Source organism: Bacillus sp. SG20033, from assembly GCF_044570195.1.
Classification (GTDB): domain Bacteria; phylum Bacillota; class Bacilli; order Bacillales; family Bacillaceae; genus Bacillus; species Bacillus subtilis.
Genome location: NZ_CP172606.1, coordinates 1,649,475 through 1,671,689, shown reverse-complemented (window position 1 = coordinate 1,671,689; position 22,215 = coordinate 1,649,475). Strand labels below are relative to the sequence as shown.

Below are 22,215 nucleotides of genomic sequence, written 5' to 3'. Positions count from 1 at the left end.
GACTCCTTTCTTTCTTGCCTCACGCTGTTCCCCTTCTTGCTTCATAAGTATAAAGCAAGCTCTGTGGGAAAGTCTGTCAATTAATGTTGAGAGGAAAATACAATTTTTCAGGGAAATCTGCTTAATTTGTCGAGGAAGTGTACTGAGAGGATATATAAAAAAGCTGCCAATGACGGCAGCTTTTTTCCACTTAATTTTCTGTGTTGATATTAAGTTTTCCATTCGCAGTTTTTCTTGTTTCATTTCCATAATCATCTCGTACGATCACTTCTACTTTTGCTCCTTTTGCTTTAATAGAAGAAGTGGCTGTCCAATAGCCTTCATATCTTCCCGGAGAAATTTCTCTTAACGGGAGTTCGGTGGCGTTTTGCACACTCGCTCTTGCATTGGTCAGCGGCATACGAATGATAAACGTTGCATCTAAATCCTCAGCGCTTGAGAAAGCGATTTTCACAGATTCACCGGCTTTTAAGTTTTTATCCTCTCCCGGAATTAAGCCGGAAATGACAGGCTTATCAAAATTGACATCAATGACAGCCTTTTTCGTCGTTTTGTTGCCTGCTAAGTCTGTAGCAATCACCTTGATTTCATTGCTTCCATTCTCCAAAAGAATCCGGGCTGAGTATGAACCATCGGTTATTGTTGCTTTTTTGCCATTCACCTTGACGTCTTTCAGATTGTCATCGGATACAGCCCCTTTGACAGTCAGCGTTTCTTTATTTGTTTTCCCGCCATCCTTTGGAGTGTCCAGCGTTAACTCAGGCTTTTCTTGATCAAGCGTGACCGTGATTGGGCTGGAGGCATCTGTTGTTCCGTTGTCAGTTGATGCAGTTGCCGTCAGCTCATTTTCACCCTTGTTGAGTGTGATGCCTGCATGGAACGTGCCATCCGCAGCAGCTTTCGTTTCTCCTGCCTCTTTCTCTCCATTATAAATGTGTACCGTTGTACCAGGAGAAGCTTTTCCTTTTACAGTGACGTTCTCCTTATTTGTGTATGACTTGTCTGTCGGTGAAATAATCTCAGGTACAGCAGCTTCGTAATCAACTAATGCGCGAATCATATAGTTGCCGTCTGCTTCGTCACCCGGCTCCCATTGTCCACCTATATACTGCCAGTTGCGGCCGGAATTCTGGCCGGTTTCATCCATTGCCAGTCCAGGTGAATACGGGTCAGGTTTCGACTGGATATATACGAGATAAAAGTCTTTATCGACCATAATCCCTTTTGAACTGAGATCTACCTTAGTCCACTCGCCATTGCGAAGAGCTTCAGCGTTAAATGGCCCGGCAATTTTCTTGCCCGGTGCTCCGTCTTTTCCTGTAGCATCATATACCTCAACCTTAAACTCTGTACCGCCTGGATCTGGGAACTCTGTATCCCAGAATCTGAACAGCCCTCCTGTAAGCATGCCTTTGTCCTTGCCGTCAGCCAGCGTCATTTTTACCGCCCATCCGTTACCGGCAGCAAAATAGGAATTGGCATTCTCCGCTGTTCCGTCATCATATGCAATTTCACCCGGATAACCGACGAAAGGCTTCAATGCAGTTTCTTTTGTAACATCACCTTTTAACTCAACGGAAAATTCATCACTGTAATAACCCGGTGCAGCGACTTTAATCGTATAAGCGCCTTCATAGGCCTCCAGCGTATATTCACCTTTATCGTTTGTCATAGCCGGTTCCACCGCAGCATCCTCTACAACATAAACGGAAGCGCCTTTTACCGGCTCTCCTGTCGTTTTATTGATGACCGTGCCTTTTAATGTGCCCTTCTTCATCTCTTCTAACGTAAAATTAGCTTGTGTCGTCTGATCCGTCTTTAAAGATACTTTTTGTGTTTTCGACTGATAACCATATGCTTCTGCCATAAGCGTATAGTCTCCCGCTTTGTGCTTCAGCGTGTACTGCCCTGTGGATTGATCTGAATATGTTGATTTTCCTGTTTCCACTACACTGACTTGTGCCCTGAGCGGCAAAACTTGAGGCTGTATAGCCTTGTTCTGATGTTTTACCGCTGTGTTTGCAGATGGCTTAGCCTTTTTCGGATTTACTGGCTTTTTCTTTTGCTTTCCAGACGGCTTTTCGACGCCCAGCTTATTCTTTTTGACTGTTTTTCCGGCTGATTTGTCAGAAAGCACTACATCATCAATGTACCAGCCCTCTTTTGCAATGCTTTCATCTGATTGAAGGTTAAACATCACTTGAATGTTTTGACCTTTATAAGCCGATAAATCAATTTCTTCGTCCGTCCAGCTTGATGTCTTTCCGTTATAGACACCAGCCTGCTCCCAATTCTTTTCACCTTCCGGAAGAACAAAAACGTAGCCGTAATCAAAATCATCCTCTAAATTGTGCCAGCTTTTAAATTGAAGGAACAAACTTCCTGAATCAGGTACTTTAACAGGAGGCATAACAAGGTTCATGTTTGCTGAGTTGGCATAATTTCCTGTCAAATTCGTTCCATATACTTTTTCTCCGGATGCTGCTGTATTTGGGCCAGTTGACGGAACTCCCCATTCCCAGTTATTATTTGTTCCGCTCGCAACCCAGCCGCCGGGTGCAGTTTCAAAGTCCTGCTTATATCCCGCCGTGATGCTTGGTTTCACTGTTACATCGTATATGTCAGACGAAACGACATGACCGCCAAAATCGTGAATCATCCACTTATAGCTTAGTTTAGTTCCTTTTATATCTGGGATCTCTGCCTGATACGTTCCTTTTAGATGATCACCGCTGATTCGTTTAGCCGTTATTTCTGTCCATTCACCTTGATCAAGCTTGTAGGACAGCTTTACAGATGTCACACTCACATTGTCTTCAGCTGTCAAAGTCAGTGGCAGCCTGCCACCCTCATAAGCTTCAGTTACTTTCTCATGCTGATAGGCAGGAGGCTCTTGGTCATCCCCCTCTACAGAAACTTGTCCTTCCGCTTTCCCTAAACCATCTGTAACAGCGGATACAGCATCAAAAGCATTCACCAGACCATGGCCATATCCGTTATTCGGTGAATCAGGAAATGTTGAATCCGTGAGCGGTTCAGCCGTGCTGGTTAATATATCCTCCATCTCATCAACAGAAAGTGAGGCATTCGCCTGTTTTAGCAGTGCAGCAACAGCGGATACATGCGGCCCTGCCATTGATGTGCCGTCCCAACCATCCTCATATGTCTGACCGGGAACGGATGAACGAATATTAACGCCCGGTGCAGATATTTCCGGCTTTATTTCATCATATGGAGATGGCCCTTGAAGAGAAAAGTCAGCGAGCTTTTTATTGATATCAGTCGCACCAGTTGCAAACGATTCTGGATAGTTTGCCGGATTTGCGATAGAACCAGGCCCGCCGGGAATAAAGAGATCCGTATTCCCCGCTGAAAACTCAGGGAAAATATCGGCCGCACGCCAGGCATTGACCATGTCTCTGTACCATTCATCAAGTCCAGAGCCCCCTCCCCATGAGTTATTGACAACATCAGGAGCCATTTCCGGGTGGGGATTTCCTTCCGCGTCCTTTGGTGCTAAAACCCATTCACCAGCTTCCAAAATGTCAGCATCAGTGCCGCCATCTTCAGAGAACGCTTTAACAGCAATCCATTTTGCGCCAGGCGCTACACCGATTTGATTTGTTCCATCAGGTTCAGAGCCCACCATCGTGCCTGTCACATGGGTTCCATGAGCCAAATCATCATAAGGGCTTGCCTCGCCTGCTACGGCATCATACCAGTTCATTTCATTTTCAGGCTCATTAGGATTTTCCGGATTATACCCGCGATATTTCTCTTTTAATGCCGGATGATTCCATTCCACCCCGGTATCAATGGACGCAACAACCGTGCCAGTTCCATCATATCCAAGTGCCCAAGCTTTTGGGGCACCGATTTGGTCTACATTCCATTCCACACCGTCAGTTGCTTTAATAGCTTTCTGTGCTTTTTTCATATTAAATGGGGAGGATGACTTAAAAAGCTGCCGTTTCTCATTAGGAAGCACCTTTTCCACTTCCGGAAACTGCGCCACTTTTTCCATAACCTCTTTTGAGGCATGAACAGCAATCCCGTTCACCACATAATAAGAATGAATTTGGTCTGCATTTCCTTTATCTTTCTGGGTGTTCAAGTATTTTAGGACATCTTGCTGGGATTCATCGGCTGTGACTTTTAAAGAAGACACAACAGCAGAACGCTTTTGATATTCCGTCTTAGCGGCAGACAGCTTCTTCGATTTCGCTTTTTTAACAGCCGCTTTTGCCGCTTTTTCTGTGTTAGCCTGATCTTTAAATTTAATCAGAAAAGTCGTTTTTTCTTTCTTTTTAAAGCTTTTCTTTAATGAACTCGAAATCTTGTTTTGAATGGATTCCGCAGATTGAAGCTCCTTTTTAACAGAAGGTGAGGTGACTTTACTGCTTGCCCCGGCTGCTCCCGGAAACAGCAGTGAACTGATGACAACTGTACTTAAAACAGAGCTGATGAGTCTGTTTTTCGTTTTTTTCCTCATTTTCATCCCCCTTTTTCAACATGCTTTTTAAAAAAAGTGTCGTCCCTCCTTTTAATAATGAATGGTTTGTCAGAACATCGCTGTATATTAACTGTAGACAATCTGAATTACAGATATTGTCGTTTCATGTCATTCAATTTCCATATATATGAAAATGATAAAAATGTCACAAAAATAAATGGGTCTAATTATCTGTTTTGTTACTAAGCGAAGGAAGCAATAGGGAAAAAGACTTTATAAGAAGGAAAGTGTGAAGAGAAAAACAAAAAAGGACAAAATCGAAAACGATTTTGTCCTTTACATTAGCCGCGTTTATTACGGTTTCTTAAGAATGTCGGGATGTCAAGCGTATCATCAGCCGGCTGTGAAGTATGACGGCTTACTGTGTTCTGCTGCTGAGGCTCCTCACGTTTTGGCTCACGCTTCGGAACACTTTGATTGTGTGTTTTGATGCTTTGATTTAAGCTTGGACGCTGAGGCTTCGTCACGTCCTTCTCTTGTTCGATAAAGCCGGTTGCAATCACTGTCACCACAATCTCATCTTTTAGATTTTCATTAATAACAGAACCGAAAATCATGTTTACGTCTTGATCAGACGCCGAAGCGACAATGTCTGCTGCTTCTTGAACCTCATATAGGCTGAGGTTTGTTCCTCCAGTGATGTTCATGAGGACGCCTTGCGCACCGTCAATGGCCGCTTCAAGAAGCGGGCTGGAAATTGCTTTTTTTGCTGCCTCTGCCGCGCGATTTTCCCCAGTAGCAATACCGATACCCATCAAAGCAGATCCTTTGTTTGACATGATTGTTTTCACATCAGCAAAGTCAAGGTTGATAAGACCAGGTGTAGCAATCAAGTCAGAAATACCTTGAACCCCTTGGCGAAGTACGTTATCCGCTTCACGGAATGCTTCAAGCATCGGTGTGTTTTTATCAACAATTTCAAGGATACGGTCGTTCGGGATCACGATCAGTGTATCCACCGCTTCTTTCATTGCCGAGATTCCGCCTGCAGCCTGAAGCTGTCTTTTGCGTCCTTCGAAGGTAAACGGTCTTGTCACAACGCCGACAGTTAATGCGCCTAAGTCTTTCGCGATTTGTGCGATAACCGGTGCGGCACCTGTTCCTGTTCCGCCGCCCATACCAGCTGTCACGAATACCATGTCAGCACCTTTAAGTGCTTCTTCAATCTGCTCTTTGCTTTCTTCAGCAGCTTTTTTCCCGACTTCCGGATTCGCACCTGCTCCCAATCCTCTAGTCAGCTTTGCGCCGATTTGCATTTTCACTTCTGCTTTTGACAGGTTAAGAGCTTGAGCGTCCGTGTTTACCGCGATATACTCTACTCCTTGCACTTCATTTTCAATCATTCGGTTAACGGCGTTGTTTCCGCCGCCTCCTACTCCGATTACTTTAATTGATGCTAAGCCGTCTATGTTTGTTTCGAACTCCAACATGCTAAATCCTCCTAATCTGCCGAATGACTATCTATCTATTCCCAAAACATGCTTAATAGTTTTTTCATTTTGCTCTGTTTATTATGTTCGGCTTGTGTTTTTTGTTTTCCTTTTGGCCGCTGCTGCACCTCATTTTGGTGATGATGCTGCTCTTGTTCCTCAGATGATGAGACTGCGATTTCCTGTATCGCTTCTTCAGGCATCTTAAAGCCTATTTTTCTGCCTTGGATTCTTGCATTCCGGCAGGCGAATTGGATCAGGCCCACTCCCGTCATATATTGAGGATCTCTTACACCGATATAATTCGGGCTTGCCACTCTGACATTGTTTTGCAGCACATCCTGTGCCAAAGACATGACACCCGGCATAGCTGCTTGTCCTCCTGTCAGCACGAAGCCTCCCGGCAGATCGGTAATTCCCATACTGCGAAGCTCTTCTGAAACAATTTCAAGAATTTCCTCTACTCTCGCTTCAATGATATTCGCTGCTTCTTGCTGTGTAAATGTTTGTTTTTGATTGGTGCCTATAACGGTTACCTCAAATATTTCATCTTCCGAGGCTTCGTCATAGTAGGCATGTCCAAATTGCTTTTTCACGCGTTCTGCTTCTTCTGTTGACGTTCTCAATCCGATGGAGATATCTTTGGTGATATTTTCGCCTCCGAGAGGAATGACACGGGTAGAAGTGAGATGTCCGTTCTGGAATACGGCAATAGTTGTTGACCCTCCCCCTATATCAATGAGAGCCACACCAAGGTTTTTCTCGTCCTTTGATAATGCAGCAGAACCTGCTGCCAGCGGCTGAAGGCAAATATCAGTTATTTCAATACCAGCTCTTTCAACGCAGCGGAGTAAGTTATGTAAGATTGTTTTTGAACCGGTGATCAAGGTGCCCTCTACTTCTAAACGCACACCCAGCATTTTTTTCGGGTCGGTGATTTCATCTCTTCCATCTACGATAAACTGTTTAGGAATGACGTCAACAATCAGCTGTTCATGCGGTACGGAAACAACCTGTGCCGCCTCCATGACACGGCGTACATCTTCAACCTGAATTTCTTTATTTTCACTGGAAACTGCTACAACACCGTTTGTATCTTGAATATTGATATAATTTCCATTAACGCCGACAATAGCTTTTCTAAGCGGAAAACCTACCATTCTTTCAGCTTGGTCAAACGCTTTTCTTATAGAATGAACGGTCTCATCTATATCAACGATTGAGCCTTTTTTCAACCCTTCAGACGGTACATTTCCCACACCGATAATATTAAGGGAATCATCTGTCATTTCTCCGACGATCACTTTTGTATTGGACGTACCGATGTCAAGACTGACGTAAAGTTCATTGTTGTTCATTCTATGGCACCTCCTCACATTTCGATCATTTCTATTCTATTATTTGCGGAACAACAATACAATGAATGTGGCTTTACAAGTGTGTAACAAAAAATAACAACAGAATATTTTTATGTGCTTTTCACATTTTATGTTTATTGAAAATATTCGTTATATCCTATGTATATCCTCTTTTATATCACATTTTTTTTATTTTTTTTAGAAAGAGTCCACTTTGTTAGTAGATTTCTTCTGATAACGGCTATATTCTGAAATAATCTGACTCCAAATGCGAATATACCTGCTAAATACAAGTCTACACCAAGATGGACTCCCAGAAAAGCTAAACTTATTGCCAATATAATATTAAAAAAGAAACCGGAAACAAATACCATTTCATCATATGTACCTTGTAAATGCGCCCTGATTCCGCCGATTAATGTATCAAGTGCGGCAAGCACCGCAAGCGATAAATAGTTTGAGTATTCACTCGGTATCGTTAAGTTTGTCATTAGTCCAATCGCTATTCCGAGCACCAGTCCCAACACGGGCAGCCACATGACAATTCTCCTCCTTTTCAGTCTTTAAGCAGTTTCAGCTGTTGTACGTCCAGTGGTCTGTCATATGCTTTTAATGTTAGTTTGCTTTCAGATTTACCGGCTTTTAATGCTAAATTTTCAGATGCAAAAAGATCCTCAAGGCCTGACCCCTTCACTCTGCTGTGTAACATGTCCGGATCTTTGGCAAGCACTTTTACTGTTAAAGGATAATCGTCAAGGGCGTATCCGTCTATTTTTGTAGTGCCGTTTATATCTCTGATGACTGTATGATTCACAACTCTTCGCTCGTTAATCGAGATATGCTCTGCACCGTAGGAGTTGAGTTCATTAATCAGCTTTTTCAGCAAATCCGGAGGCGGATTTTCGATCGGCTCTCCTGTTAAGCTTTCAGAAAAAAGCGGGGAAATCGTAATGACAATTCCGCTACCTGTTATATCGGTCATGCCGGCTGTTTTTTTTAAGGATTGCAAGGTATTATTTAGCGCGGTTTCTTTTGTCATTTCTTTCGTTTGCGAATAGCTATTCAGCAGTTTGTCATATTTGTTTATTTCAGCCAGCAGCTTTTCCTGCTTCTTCTGCTCTGATGTCAGCTCTTCCCTAATATCCCACATATCTCTTGTATCCCGGACTTTGGGGTGCTTTAACGAATTAAACTGAACAGATATCATCAGGCCGAAGATGACCATAAGCACACTGATGCTTATGAAGGAACGCTTTATTTTCAATCTATTTCACCCGCTTTTTCAGTCATTCCTTCGTTTTCAGAATCGGTTTCATTTGTACGTTTTTCTCTTTTTCTGCCGACACAGAAATATGATCCATTGACAGCTGATCAATTAGGCCTCCTGCGATATTTAACGAGGGCAGCAGGACATCTGGATCTCCAATAGCGGATACCGTAAACGGAGCGGGATGCTGCACCCCGTCTACCGTTACCACAGGACCATTGCATTTGATATACGAATCATGCGTCAAACGCTGTCCATTAACGGCGACAGCTGCCGCTCCTGAGATATACAGTTCGTTTACTACTTGGAAGATATGGCTTTCGTGAACGATGTAACTATTCACATTCTCCCCTTCCGGTATGTATGACGCATCTTCCAATGTCACCTCAACGCCTTCTCCCTGCACACCGACTTCCCCAATATACATCCTGTATTTTTCTGTATCTTCGAGGACATTATAGTATTCCGTCTTCTCTTTCTTCAGCTTATTTTCCGCCTGACGGACTTTGTTTTGCTTTTGATATAATTCTTTTTCAAGCTTCTTATTTTCTTTCTCTTGTTTCAGAAGTTCATCTCTCAGCGCATATTCTTTTTTCCACTCTTCCGTCTCAGCCGCGCTTTTGTTGTTTTCTTTTGTCATTTGAAAAGAAAATGAAATCAAAAAGCCTGCGATAAGCATAATCAAGGAAAGAAGGACTGCTGATTTGCCCCTCAATTTTCATCTTCCTTTTTAGCAGCTTTATCGTTTTTTCCAAACTCTTCAAAATAGGTGGCAACTTCTAAATGAATGATTCCTTTTTTATTGCTGCTTAGCTGTGAGATGATAGAAGGATACGTCTTCATTCGGTCTGCAAACGTTTTAATAGATGCAGTAACAACATAACCGTCGTTCATGTACAACTTAATACGGTTTTCATCCATTTTTACAGGCGTATAATAAATTTCTGAAATCGACTGTTTTAACGAATTTGACAATGCATCGAGCTGCTTGGCCATTTGAGACCGCTTCTTCGCGTTTGTCCAATTCACTAAAATCGGTCCGGCATCATCTGGCGTTACTTCGTTTGGCAGAACTGAGCCGTTTTCAAGCACTTCATAGTACACATCGTCTTTTTCTAAATAAGCAATCGCTTTATATTCTTCGATTGCAATGTTGATTTTATTAGGAAGCGATTTGCTGATCTCCGCTTTTTTCACTAATTTATTTTGCTGAATCTTCTTTTCTGTTTTTTGCTTGTCCAAACTCCAAAACTCAGTATCTCCGCTATTAATATCGGAAAGGTCGATAATTTCCTTTTTTGATACATTTTCATTCCCTGTAACAGAGATTGTTGACACTTTACTGATTGGTGTTTGCAGGTACACAATGATCAGCACCATAATAAAAAAGAGCATAATAAATGAAATGAGACGGCGGTTTGCCTTTTGTTTCCTCTGCTCTTTAATTTTAGGGATACGTTCTTCAATGTTAACGATTTTTTCTCGGTCTTGACCCGGGTTCATTGCCTGTTCACCTCATTCAAATGAAACAGCTGTTAAAAGTCTGTCTATTCCAAAACAAACGGCATACTATGATGCCGTTTGTCGTTTGCTTACAGTATATCATATGAACAGCTTCAGTCAGAACTTGAATCAGCGATTTCCGCCGATGATTTCAACCTCTGTGTGCATATCAATCTCGTATTTTTCACGGATTGTCTTTTTCACATGGTCAATGAGATCAAGCACATCTTTTGCTGATGCTCCCCCCGCATTGACGATGAAGTTTCCGTGCATCTCCGATATCTTTGCACCGCCGATTTGATATCCTTTCAAGCCCGCTTTTTCTACAAGGTTCCCGGCATGATTCGGAAGCGGATTTCTGAATATGCTTCCCGCACAAGGGCTTGAATACGGCTGTGTATTTTTTCTATAGTCTTTATTGCTTTGCATTTGCTGAACGATTGATTCCTTATCCTTCTGCTCCAGCTGCAAAACAGCTTCAAGGCAAACGCCCGGGCGTTTCTTTTGCAGTACAGATGTCCTATAGCTGAAATCCATCTGCTCATTTGTCAGCCACTCAATCGTTCCGTCTTCAAATAAAATATGCGCTTTGACGAGGATCTCGCTCATATCAGAACCGTGAGCGCCGGCATTCATATAAACCGCTCCGCCGACTGATCCTGGAATGCCGGCAGCAAATTCCAAACCGGACAGACCTTTTTTGCTCAATGATGTAGCAAGGCGGACCACTGAATAACCGCCTCCGACTGTTACTTGTTCCCCTTCAAGCTCCAAATGGTCAAGACCCGCACCCAGCTTGATCACTACGCCTCTAATTCCTTCATCTAAAACAAGAAGATTTGATCCGCGGCCGATGACTGTCCACTTCACATCATATTTTTTAATCACGTCCATGATGTCTTTAACAGCATCTACACTGCTTGGAATGACCAATACATCCGCAGGTCCGCCGATTTTCATCGTTGTATGATTCGCGAGCGGTTCATTTGCAAGAACCTTGCCGACTTCGCGTTCTTTTAATTCCTGTATCACTTTCTCCATCGTAAACCTCCGCATTCCATTTGCTTTTCTACTATTTTTTTAATTCCTCGAGTACGCTGTATAAACGGGCAGCCGCGTCAGGAACACCAAGTGACTTTGTTCGTTCGCTCATTTCCTTTAACGTTTGCTCATTCAGTACAATCCGGTCTAGCGCTTCAATCAGCTTCTCCCCGCTGAGCTCTGTTTCTTTCAGTACAATCGCCGCATCATGCTGGCCAAGAGATCTCGCATTGACCTCCTGGTGATTCGCTGTCACATATGGACTTGGGATCAGAACACTTGGGATTCCGAGAGCAGTAATTTCGGCAATCGTTGTCGCACCGGCTCTGGCCACAATGACATCAATGGCCTTTAAATACTCAGGCATTTGATGAAGAAACGGCTTTGTGACCATATTATCAGCGGCACCCTTGCTTTTCAGCTCATTCATTACTTTTTCATAGTGAACTTCACCGGTGATATACAGCACTTGATAGTCTCTTGTTTTCAGCGCAACCTGCATGTCAATGACAGCGCGGTTAATCGGTGCAGCGCCTCGGCTTCCGCCGAAAATTAAGACCGTTTTTTTGTCTTCAGAAAGCCCAAATTCAGCCATTGATCGTCCCGTCTTTATTGAGACGACTTCAGAGGCTCTCGGGTTTCCCGTAAATACAACTTTCTCGCTAGGAAAATGTGATTTCGCTTCTTCAAAACAAATCGCTACTTTATTAACATATTTTGAAAGAAACTTATTCGTGATGCCCGGCAGGCTGTTTTGTTCATGGACAATAGTCGGAATTCCCATTTTCGCAGCGGCATAAACAACCGGCCCGCATACATAACCGCCCGTTCCAATTACGGCATCGGGCTTAAATTCCGCTAAATACGATTTACTCTTTTTGACGCCCTTCAGAAAACGCATCACAGTCTTGACATTTTCAAATGACAATTTTCTTTTAAATCCTGTAATGTCAATTGAACGAAACGGTATATTCTCCCGCTCAACAATTTTTTTCTCCAGTCCGTTTTCTGTTCCGATATATAAAAATTCCACATTAGGATGACGTCTTTGCACTTCTTTAATAAAAGCAAGCGCAGGATAAATATGTCCCCCTGTACCGCCTCCGCTTATTGCAATTCGCATTTCTTTTCCCCCAGTCTAAGTTTCTCTATAACATAACGATAACCCTGTTTTGTTGGACAGGGTTATCGCATCAATTGTTTCCAAGCTTCATGTTAGACAGGAAGCATGGACATACATTCGTTAATACCTCGAGTAGCGGCTTACATTCAGCAGCACACCAACTGCCATCAGCATTAGAGTCAATGAAGAGCCTCCGTAGCTCAGAAACGGGAGCGTGATGCCTGTTACAGGAATCAGGCCCGTGACTACGCCGATATTTATCATGACTTGAATGGCAATCATTGAAATAATGCCGACTGCGACAAAGCTTCCGTACAGATCAGGGGCACCAAGCGCAATTCTGATTCCTCTCCACAGCAGGACGCTGAAGAGGAGCAAAATAAGTGTTCCCCCGATAAAGCCCAGCTCCTCTGACAAGATGGCGAAAATAAAGTCTGTTTGCGGCTCAGGCAGATAAAAGAACTTCTGTCTGCTTTGTCCGAGCCCCATTCCGAACAACCCGCCGGGCCCCACTGCATAAAGCGATTGAATGATCTGAAATCCGCTTCCGAGCGGATCTTCCCATGGATTTAAGTATGAGGTAATCCGTTTAATTCGATATGGAGCCGATAGTACGAGCCCGACAAATCCGCTGAGGCCGATCAGCCCGAGAAAGACGAAATGGGCGATCCGCGCGCCGGCTACAAAAATCATGACAATACAAGTTCCGACCATTACTGTCCCCGTTCCGAGGTCAGGCTGGCACATGATAATCAAAAATGCTGAAAACACGATGCCAAGTGCGGGGACGAACCCCCGTCTGAACGATGTGATGTTTTTTTGTTTTTCAGAGAGAAATTTAGCAAGGAATGCAATCATCGCAAGCTTCATAAACTCTGAAGGCTGTATGCTGAATGCTCCGACTCCGATCCAGCTTCTTGAACCGTTCCGCACCATTCCGACGCCCGGTATCAAAACAAGCACCAGAAGGAAAAAGCAGATAACCATCAGCAATTTGGACCATGTCCTCCAAGTCCAATAATCGACATTCATGATAAAAAACATAGCAATGACGCCGATTCCCGCAAACAAAAGCTGCCGTTTCGCGAAAAAGAATGAGTCGTCAAATTTATAATCCGCCCATACCGCACTCGCACTGTACACCATAATTAATCCGATTGTTAATAATAATAACGTAATGATGACCAATAACAAATCAGGCGATGTTTTTTTAGTAGTCAAAGCAATCGACACCCCAAGCTTAAAGTCATTAGGGCTGCCGATTTACTTCAAGACAAGCCCTTACTTAAGCATATGCACGGCATCTATAAACATGTCACCGCGTTCTTCAAATGTTTTGAATTGATCCCAGCTCGCACACGCGGGTGACAGCAGGATGACATCTCCTTCATTTGAGAGCGCAAACGCCGCAGATACTGCTTGTTCAACATTATCGACACGTTTGACATGTTGTATTCCCAGTTCATTGCCGAGTTTCTCAAGTTTTGGCGCCGTCTGGCCAAATGTAAGCACTGCTTTGACATGCTTCATATAAGGTTTCAAGTCATCAAAACCATTTCCGCGATCCAGTCCGCCCGCAAGCAGAATGACCGGCTTATCAAAAGCTGAAAGCGCCTTGCTTGTCGCCAGAATGTTTGTTGCTTTACTGTCGTTATAAAATTTGCGGCCATTCACAGTTGTGACATATTGGAGGCGGTGCTTCACACCAGTAAAGCTTGTCAGCACCTTTTTAACCGCCTCATTGGAAGCTCCTGCCGTTTTCACAACTGCAATAGCTGCTAAAATGTTCTCCAGGTTATGAGCACCGGGCAGTACAACCTCTTCCAGAGGAAGAATGGCTTCGCCGTTAAACATAATCATACTGTCTTTTACATATGCGCCCTGTTCAAGCGTTTTGCTGACTGAAAACGGGACGATTTCGGCTTTTCCGGCTTCAGCAAGACGCACGACGGTTTCATCATCCTGGTTGACAATAGCTTTATCTGAAGCAGTCTGATGAAGGTATACTTTCTGTTTCGCTTTTTCATAGTTTTCGCGCGTATGGTGATAATCCAGATGGGCGTCAAATACATTTAAAATCAGGCTGATTTCCGGTCTGAAAGCGTGTGTTCCCATCAGCTGAAACGAAGACAGTTCAGTAACGATCCATTCATCTCCATCAGCATGATAGGCAACCTCACTTGCGACTGTGCCGATGTTTCCGGCAATCAGTGCTTTTTGCGAGTCAGCTTTGAGCATTTCGTAAATTAGCGTTGTCGTGGTCGTTTTACCGTTCGATCCGGTAATCCCGATAAACTTGGCGCTGGTCAGGTAGTAAGCGAGCTCAATTTCCGTCCAAACCGGAATGCCTCGTTTCTCCGCTTCCTGAACCATGATATTTTCATAAGGAATTCCCGGGTTTTTGATCAGAATCGTGATTTGATGCTGATCGAACAGAGAAACTGGATGCTCTCCGCAAACAACTTCGATTCCTTTTTCAGAAAGCTTTTGTGCCGGTTCATTTTCTTCAAAAGGCTTTTGATCATTGACTGCAACATAAATGCCTTTTTCATGAAGAATGGAGGCCGCCGCATATCCGCTTTTCGCAAGCCCAAGGATTAAAAAATGCTGTTTCTGTAAAAATTGATCATTTTCCACTTATAACCACACCTCGATGTAAATTCCTAAAACGGCAAGCAAAAGTCCCGCAGCCCAAAACGTCACGACTACTCTCCATTCAGACCAGCCGACAAGCTCATAATGGTGATGAAGCGGACTCATTTTAAAGATTCGTTTACCTGTCGTTTTAAAGCTGATGACCTGCAAAATAACGGATAATGTCTCGATAACGAATACACCGCCGATGATAACCAGCAGGATCTCTAATTTCGTTAAAATGGCAATGGTAACGATGGCTCCTCCCAATGCAAGCGATCCCGTATCTCCCATAAAAACTTTGGCCGGATGAGCATTAAATACAAGGAAGCCCAGAACTGCACCGACAACGGCAACTGAGAAAATCGCTACGTCATATTGAGACTGATTCCATGCCAGAATGGCAAAGGCGCCAAAGGCAATCGCCGCAGTACCGGATAATAACCCGTCAAGGCCGTCAGTCAGGTTAACTGCGTTTGATCCGCCGACTAGCATAAAGAGCACAAGGATAAAGTAAGCCCAGCCAAGATCAAATGATAAGTCAGTTCCAGGGATGCGAATATCCGTCGCAAAATTGTAGTAATGATACACAGCGTAAAATACAACTGCAATAATAATTTGTCCGATCAGCTTTTGCTTTGATGTCAACCCAAGATTGCGCTTCATGACAACCTTGATGTAATCATCTAAAAAGCCAAGCAAACCGTAGCCTAGCGTAACAAACAGAAGCAGCACCATTTCGGGGCTTATTTCTGAAAACTTCTGTGTCATAACAATTGTTGTCACTATGATAGAAAGTATGATCATGACCCCGCCCATTGTCGGTGTCCCTGATTTTTTCTGATGTGATTTCGGTCCTTCTTCTCTAATACTCTGGCCGAATTTTAATCTTCTTAAAAACGGAATAAGAATCGGAGAGAGCAGAACACTAATTAAAAACCCCATTAAAATTGTAAACAGAATGACTTGCTCAAGCATTGTCCTTTTCTCCTCCTGTTTCTTTCAAACGACATACGTAGTTATCATATTCATGATTTTTTCCCATATGAAAAATCTTTTCAAGCTCCATTATTCAGTAACATCTCTTTCCTATGAATTCGTCTTATTCTTATTGAGTTCAACAATGGCTCTCGCCGCTACTTCAGCATCATCAAAATCGAAAGTTTCATTTCCGATCTGCTGATAGGTTTCATGTCCTTTTCCGGCAATGAGGACAACGTCGCCTTTTTTGGCATTGGCAATTGCGAAAAAGATCGCCTGCTCGCGGTTTGCAATACTGTGATAGTATGCGTTCTCTACTCCGGCTTCCATATCTCTTAAAATCGCGCGAGGATCTTCGCTTCTCGGGTTATCTGACGTGAAAATCGGCTCGTCAGCCAGCTCCACAGCAATTTTAGCCATTTTCGGGCGCTTCGTCTTATCTCTGTCTCCTCCGCAGCCGACAACGACAAATAGCTTTCCTTCCGTCATATCTCTGCATGTCTCCAGCACATTTTCAAGGCTGTCCGGTGTGTGCGCGTAGTCTACAATGACAGGAAACTCCTGCTGCTGATTGACCAATTCAAAACGGCCTCTTACACCATGCAATTCTTCAACGGCCTCAGTGATGATTTCAAACGGTATGCCTGCTGCAATACATGTTGCAACAGCGGCCAGCACGTTATACACATTAAATTGTCCGACGAGAGACATCGTGATGTGCTTCGTGCCTTTGTTTGTCACGAGATCAAAGCTTGTGCCCTGTGCAGTGATACTGATGTTCTTCGCCATCACATCAGCATCGTTTTTAATTCCGTATGTAGAGATATGCGCAGCTGTTACCTTTTCAAAATAAGCGCTCGCCTCATCGTCAGCATTCAGTACGGCACGCTTTGGATGTTCATGGTTGAAAGCCCCGCCAAGTTGGGAAAAGAGCAAGCTTTTTGCATGCCGGTACTCATCCATCGTTTTATGATAGTCCAGATGGTCCTGTGTTAAATTCGTAAACACGGCAATATCATAATCACAGCCATGGACGCGTCCTAAAGACAAAGCGTGAGAAGAAACCTCCATGATAGCAGTGTCAACGTGCTTGTCATTCATTTTCTTAAACGTTTTCTGCAGCGTGACGCTTTCCGGAGTCGTGTTTTTAACAGGAAGTGTTTCGTCTCCGATTTTCATGTACATTGTACCGATCAAGCCTGTGCGTTTTCCCGCTTTTCTCAGAATCTCATCGACCATGTGGGTCGTTGATGTTTTGCCGTTTGTTCCTGTTATCCCAATCAGCTGAAGCTTCTTCGTCGGCTGTCCGTAAAACGCATCAGACAAAACGCTGAGCGCGCGAAGTGACTGCCGGACAATAATAACAGGAACATTCACATCGACTTCTCTTTCTGCCACAATAGCCGCTGCGCCGTTTTCTACTGCTTTTTGCGCGAAATCGTGGCCATCCACCGTATACCCTTTTACACATACAAAAAGACTCCCTTTCTTTACTTCTCTGGAGTCCATCTCAATTGAAGTTATTTCAGGGTCTTGTGAGTCGTTTACAGAAGGTTCGGTTGTTAAGTATGTAAGCAGCTTTGTAAGTTTCATCGTATCAAACCTCTCAACATTCTAATTCGTTCTTTTTATCATTGAAGTCACATCAAATGATGTGGTAATGATTTTAAGCATACAGTTCATATTTTAGCGTAAATAAAAGGATACATCCAGCTAATCTTGAAAGATATCAGCATTTTTTCTGCAATAAAAGAATAGGCAGCCCGAATCAATCGGCTGCCTCCTTTTCATCTTCTTCAGTCAAATACACGCGTATCTTTGAGCCTTCTTTTACTTTCGTTCCGGCAGCTGGCGATTGTTTAACGATTTTGCTCCCTTTCCCGGAAGCATCCACATTGAGATTCACCAATAGTGACTCAAGATCTGAGACAGACATCCCTACAACATTCGGAACTTCTATTGTTTTTGTGTCGTTCCATTGGTATTTTTTCTCGATTTGATTTTTCCGGGGCTTCACACCAAGTTCCGGCAGACTGTCTCTCATAATATTTCCGACAATAGGCGCTGCAACCGTTCCGCCAAACTGAATCGTGCCTTTCGGGTTATCCACCGCAACGTAGACGACTAGACTCGGATCATCAGCGGGCGCGAAACCAATAAATGATACAATATGGTTGTTTTCAAGATATTTTCCATCTTTAACCTTTTGTGCAGTTCCCGTTTTTCCTCCGACACGATATCCTTCTACAAATGCATTGCGGCCGGTTCCTTCTGCGACGACGCTTTCTAGAGCATAGCGGATTTGTTTGGATGTTTCCTCAGAAATGACTTGTTTCTTTGCGATTGGTGATTGTTTTTTGACCGTTTTCTTCGTAACAGGATCGATCCATTCCTTTGCAATATAAGGTGTGTAGAGCGTTCCTCCGTTTACAGCGGCGGATACTGCTGCAACCTGCTGAATCGGCGTGACGGATACTCCCTGTCCGAAAGCCGTAGTTGCTTGCTCCACCGGGCCCACTCTCTCAAGCGGGAATAAGATGCCTGTTCCCTCGCCTTGGAGATCAATCCCCGTTTTTTGTCCAAAACCAAAGTCTTTGATATATTTGAAAAGCTTTTCCTTTCCTAAGCGCTCGCCTAATTCAACAAACCCCGGGTTGCAGGAGTTCTGCACAACTTCCAGATACGTCTGCAGCCCGTGCCCGCCTCTTTTCCAGCACCGCAGTCTCGCTCCGTCCACTTCCGCATGCCCTTTATCATAAAATTGATCCCGTTTCAAATTTACTTTTTGCTCTTCAAGGGCTGCTGCAAGTGTAATAATTTTAAAGGTAGATCCCGGTTCATACGTGCTCCATACTGGCAGATTTCGATTGTAGACGGACGGATCAACAGATTGGTAATCAGCAGGGTCGAAGTCAGGCCTGCTAGACATCCCCAAAATTTCTCCGTTTTTCGGATTCATGGCTACGGCAATCATGCCGTCCGGATGATATTTGGCCTCAGCGTTATCAAGCTCTCTTTCCATTATCGTCTGGACCTTTGAATCAACCGTCAGCTTCATATCAAGCCCATCCTTAGGCGGCGTATAGTCATCCGCTTCATCAGGCATCTTCTTCCCCTTGGCATCTGTATAAAACTTAACAGAACCTTTTTCCCCTTTTAAATCATCGTCGTAATAGGCTTCAAGTCCAAGGAGCCCTTGGTTGTCAATTCCTGCAAATCCAAGCACATGAGATAAAAAGCTGCCGAATGGGTAATGACGGATACTGTCCTCCGCAACATACACACCTTTTAAATCAAGCGCTTTGATTTCTTTCGCCTTCTCATTTGAAATTTTTCTCCCTTCAGGAGTAATCTTTTCGATTGACGCTTTTTTTGTCACATGTTTATATACTTTTTCTTCTGACATATTGAGCACCGCCGCAAGCTGCTTGCTCGTTTTCATCGGATTCTGAACTTGGCGCGGCACGACGAATACGGTCGGCGCACTTTTATTTGTTGCGAGCTTCACACCATTCCGATCCAGAATCTCGCCTCTCTCCGGCTCAAACGGCAAGTTCCGGCTCCAGGAATCTTTCGCTAGCGAAGTCAGTTTTTCGCCCATCACAAACTGAACATACCCCAGCCTTGTATCAATGATCAGAAACACGATCACGCCAAAAAGCAAAACAAATAATAAACGTTTTCTAACCGTTACATTCGAGACGCGCAAGAGACCGTTCACTCCTTATTTAGGCTTGTTTCATTTTATGCCTGAATTTGGACAGGTAGAACGATGCTCCTCTGAAGGCATAAAAAAAGAAAGCCTGCATAACGCAGGCTTTCTTTTTAATCAGGATTTTTAAACTTAACCTTGATTACGGTTTTGTCTTTGATTTCTTTGTCTTTCTTAACACTTTGGCTGACAGCGTAGCCTTGTCCGCTTACTTCAATATGAATTCCCGCGAGCTCGCCGTACTGCAGAACCTCTCTTCTCGACCAGCCTGTCATATCAGGCATTTTGATTTTGCCGCCCGTTTTCAGGAAGACCTTTTGATTGGTGAGAACTTCCTCATCCGCTTTCGGATACTGTTCTTTTACAGCGACATCACTGCCGATGACAATTGGTGTGAGATTCTCCTCTTTTGCTTTCTTTTGAGCAGCAGCTACCGTTTGATCTGTTAAATCAGGCATTGTCTGCGCTTTTGTTTCTTCCTTATCTGAGTCAGATTTTTCAGTTGGTTCGATGTTTAGGTAGTGCAGGCTATTTTTCATTGTTGGATTGAAGATTTCTGATACTGGATCAGAGCCAGTTTCATCATCCTCTAATTGCGGTTGCTGTACCGCAACATAAATCAACAACTCAGGATTATCTTTAGGAGCCATTCCCATAAATGAGAAAATATAGTTATCCCGTCCCTTTAAATAACCATTTGTTCCTGCAATTTGTGCTGTACCTGTTTTCCCAGCCACGTCAAATCCCTCAATTTTATAAGGGCGTCCGGTTCCAATGTCTGATGAAACGACATCTCCTAGGATATTACGCACGTTTTTAGCTGTACTGGCAGAGATCGGTGTCCCTGCAGATTCCGGTTTATTTTGATAAACAGTTTTCTTCGTATCAGGATCAACAATATGATCAATTACATAAGGCTTCATCATTTTTCCATCATTTGCGACGGCAGTCGCAGCTTCTAGCTGCTGAATCGGGGTGACTGCAGATGCTTGACCGTATGCAGTTGAAGCCTTATCGTAATCATACTTAAAGTTCATTTTACTTGATGCTTCTCCCGGCAGATCGATTCCTGTCTTTTGATAAAAACCAAATTTATGCAAATATTCATTATAACGATCAAACCCCAACTTTTCATTGGCTAATTTGGCAAAAGCTACGTTAGAGGATCTAAGTACTCCGTCTTTGAAAGATATAGGGCCCCAACCTACACCTCTGTTATGGTCATATACTTTTCCGCCGCCAACTTTATAGGTCCCTGATTTATATTTTTCGTTCGCATTAAACACGTTTTCCTGCATCGCAGCAGCGAGTGTAAAGATCTTCATCGTTGATCCGGGTTCATACGCATATGAAATCAAATCATTATAGTAGTTTGTCACATCGCGCTTGTTCGGATCAAAGCTTGGGCGCTGTCCCATGGCAAGGACTTTGCCCGTTTTCGGATCAACGACTGCGGCCATGATTTTTTTCGGATTATACTTTTGTGCCACTTTTGTCATGCTGTCTTCCAAAAAGGTTTGAATTTTCTGGTCAATGGTTAAATATACATTGTCACCATTTTTTGGCGCTGTAATTTTATTTTTGCTGTTCGGGAGCTCCCAGCCGGATTTGTCGCTTTCATATGTCACATATCCGTCGCGCTCCTTCAGATACTTATCCAGAACTTTTTCTAACCCCATTGCGCCGGAAATTTCATTTGTGTCTTGATCAACCTCGGCATAGCCGATTAAATTGGATGCGAAAATACCATTTGGATAGTAGCGTTTTGTATCCCGCAAAAATGAAATGCCCGCGAGTTTCATTTTTTCAATTTTTTGCTTTTGTGAATACGTAATATCCCGGCCAGCTGAGCCAAACTCGACTTGTTTTGCATCTTTATTTAAGATATCAAGGATGTCGGCCTTGTCCAAGTTTATCACTTTAGACAATGCTTCCGCCGTTTTTTCTTTGTTTACAACATGCTGAGGATGCTTGACATCAGTGGTCATTTTTTTATCGAGAATCGCAATCAATTTATACGTCGCTGTGTCCTCGGCAATGACTTTTCCTTTTCGGTCTAAAATCGAGCCGCGGCTCGCTTCGATGGTCCGTTTCTTTTCATGCTGCTCTGTCGCTTTTGTCGCAAGCACTTCGCCGTTCGCTTTTCCGGTTATTTGAATATATGCCATTCTCCCCAGGATGACAAAGAAAAAGAGAGCGAAACAAATACTTAGAATCGCTGCTCCTCTATTCATAAATTTATTCTTTTTTGGCATTTGAATCATTCCTGTATGTTTTTCACTTTTTTATCTTTTAAATTCAAGCCGTTCTTTTTCGCAATGTCCATAATGCGCTGCGGTTTGCTTAAATCAGCAACGCTTTTTTCGAGGTCACCAATTTGCTTATTTTCGGATGAAATTTGCTCCTCAAGCTTTTGCACCTCAATATTGGTTTGATATGCCGCATACGCCTTCGATACGATCAAAAGCGATACGCTGAGCACCGCCGCCGCAAAGAGGACAAGAAGCACTTTTTCTCCGAGAGTAATGGAAGCCCTTTTCTTGACAATCACTTTTTTCTCAGGACTGATCGCATGCCGCTGCTGTTTCTCTGGTTGGTAAGCTAAATTGCTCATAGGCTGATGACCTCCTTTTAATTTTGCGTTCGCGTTTCG

General features: G+C 43.5%; 16 protein-coding genes. All 16 read right to left on the bottom strand.

The window, feature by feature from the left end:
• Positions 1-190 precede the first annotated feature (190 nt).
• Entirely contained in the window at positions 191-4,492 is a 4,302-nt protein-coding gene (locus tag ACFVP7_RS08890) for a bacillopeptidase F (RefSeq protein ID WP_396583157.1), read from the bottom strand.
• 302 nt (positions 4,493-4,794) lie between these two features.
• Positions 4,795-5,943, bottom strand: coding sequence for a cell division protein FtsZ (gene ftsZ / locus ACFVP7_RS08885; protein WP_003232167.1), 1,149 nt, complete (start codon positions 5,941-5,943; stop codon positions 4,795-4,797).
• A 35-nt stretch (positions 5,944-5,978) separates the two neighbouring features.
• Positions 5,979-7,301, bottom strand: a complete 1,323-nt coding sequence (ftsA, locus tag ACFVP7_RS08880) for a cell division protein FtsA (protein WP_003232169.1) — start codon at positions 7,299-7,301, stop codon at positions 5,979-5,981.
• A gap of 173 nt (positions 7,302-7,474) precedes the next feature.
• The gene (locus tag ACFVP7_RS08875) at positions 7,475-7,840 is read right to left on the bottom strand and encodes a small basic family protein (RefSeq protein WP_003238683.1); all 366 of its coding nucleotides are present in this window, start codon (positions 7,838-7,840) and stop codon (positions 7,475-7,477) included.
• Positions 7,841-7,857: 17 nt separating this feature from the next.
• Complete coding sequence (locus tag ACFVP7_RS08870; RefSeq protein ID WP_009967184.1) at positions 7,858-8,565, bottom strand: DUF881 domain-containing protein; 708 nt, start codon at positions 8,563-8,565, stop codon at positions 7,858-7,860.
• Positions 8,566-8,587: 22 nt separating this feature from the next.
• Positions 8,588-9,283 carry a DUF881 domain-containing protein gene (locus ACFVP7_RS08865; protein ID WP_014476745.1) on the bottom strand — a complete coding sequence of 232 codons (696 nt, stop codon included), beginning with the start codon at positions 9,281-9,283 and terminating at the stop codon, positions 8,588-8,590.
• A complete protein-coding gene (divIB, locus tag ACFVP7_RS08860; protein WP_003232178.1) occupies positions 9,280-10,071 on the bottom strand; it encodes a cell division protein DivIB in 792 nt (263 codons plus the stop codon). The genes ACFVP7_RS08865 and divIB overlap by 4 nt, the downstream gene beginning before the upstream one ends.
• A 129-nt stretch (positions 10,072-10,200) precedes the next feature.
• The gene (gene murB, locus ACFVP7_RS08855; protein ID WP_003232182.1) at positions 10,201-11,112 is read right to left on the bottom strand and encodes a UDP-N-acetylmuramate dehydrogenase; all 912 of its coding nucleotides are present in this window, start codon (positions 11,110-11,112) and stop codon (positions 10,201-10,203) included.
• A 31-nt stretch (positions 11,113-11,143) separates the two neighbouring features.
• A complete protein-coding gene (gene murG, locus ACFVP7_RS08850) occupies positions 11,144-12,235 on the bottom strand; it encodes an undecaprenyldiphospho-muramoylpentapeptide beta-N-acetylglucosaminyltransferase (RefSeq protein WP_338733662.1) in 1,092 nt (363 codons plus the stop codon).
• Between the two features lie 120 nt (positions 12,236-12,355).
• A complete protein-coding gene (spoVE, locus tag ACFVP7_RS08845; RefSeq protein WP_003244810.1) occupies positions 12,356-13,456 on the bottom strand; it encodes a stage V sporulation protein E in 1,101 nt (366 codons plus the stop codon).
• 60 nt (positions 13,457-13,516) lie between these two features.
• On the bottom strand, positions 13,517-14,872 hold the full coding sequence (gene murD / locus ACFVP7_RS08840; RefSeq protein ID WP_003232189.1) for a UDP-N-acetylmuramoyl-L-alanine--D-glutamate ligase: 1,356 nt from the start codon (positions 14,870-14,872) through the stop codon (positions 13,517-13,519).
• Positions 14,873-15,847, bottom strand: a complete 975-nt coding sequence (mraY, locus tag ACFVP7_RS08835) for a phospho-N-acetylmuramoyl-pentapeptide-transferase (protein ID WP_003232192.1) — start codon at positions 15,845-15,847, stop codon at positions 14,873-14,875.
• Positions 15,848-15,958: 111 nt separating this feature from the next.
• Complete coding sequence (locus ACFVP7_RS08830) at positions 15,959-17,443, bottom strand: UDP-N-acetylmuramoyl-L-alanyl-D-glutamate--2,6-diaminopimelate ligase (RefSeq protein ID WP_021479338.1); 1,485 nt, start codon at positions 17,441-17,443, stop codon at positions 15,959-15,961.
• 175 nt (positions 17,444-17,618) lie between these two features.
• On the bottom strand, positions 17,619-19,559 hold the full coding sequence (locus tag ACFVP7_RS08825; protein WP_003245048.1) for a stage V sporulation protein D: 1,941 nt from the start codon (positions 19,557-19,559) through the stop codon (positions 17,619-17,621).
• Between the two features lie 116 nt (positions 19,560-19,675).
• Positions 19,676-21,826, bottom strand: coding sequence for a penicillin-binding protein 2B (gene pbpB / locus ACFVP7_RS08820; protein WP_338733656.1), 2,151 nt, complete (start codon positions 21,824-21,826; stop codon positions 19,676-19,678).
• Entirely contained in the window at positions 21,823-22,176 is a 354-nt protein-coding gene (ftsL, locus tag ACFVP7_RS08815) for a cell division protein FtsL (protein ID WP_003232200.1), read from the bottom strand. The genes pbpB and ftsL overlap by 4 nt, the downstream gene beginning before the upstream one ends.
• Positions 22,177-22,215 lie beyond the last annotated feature (39 nt).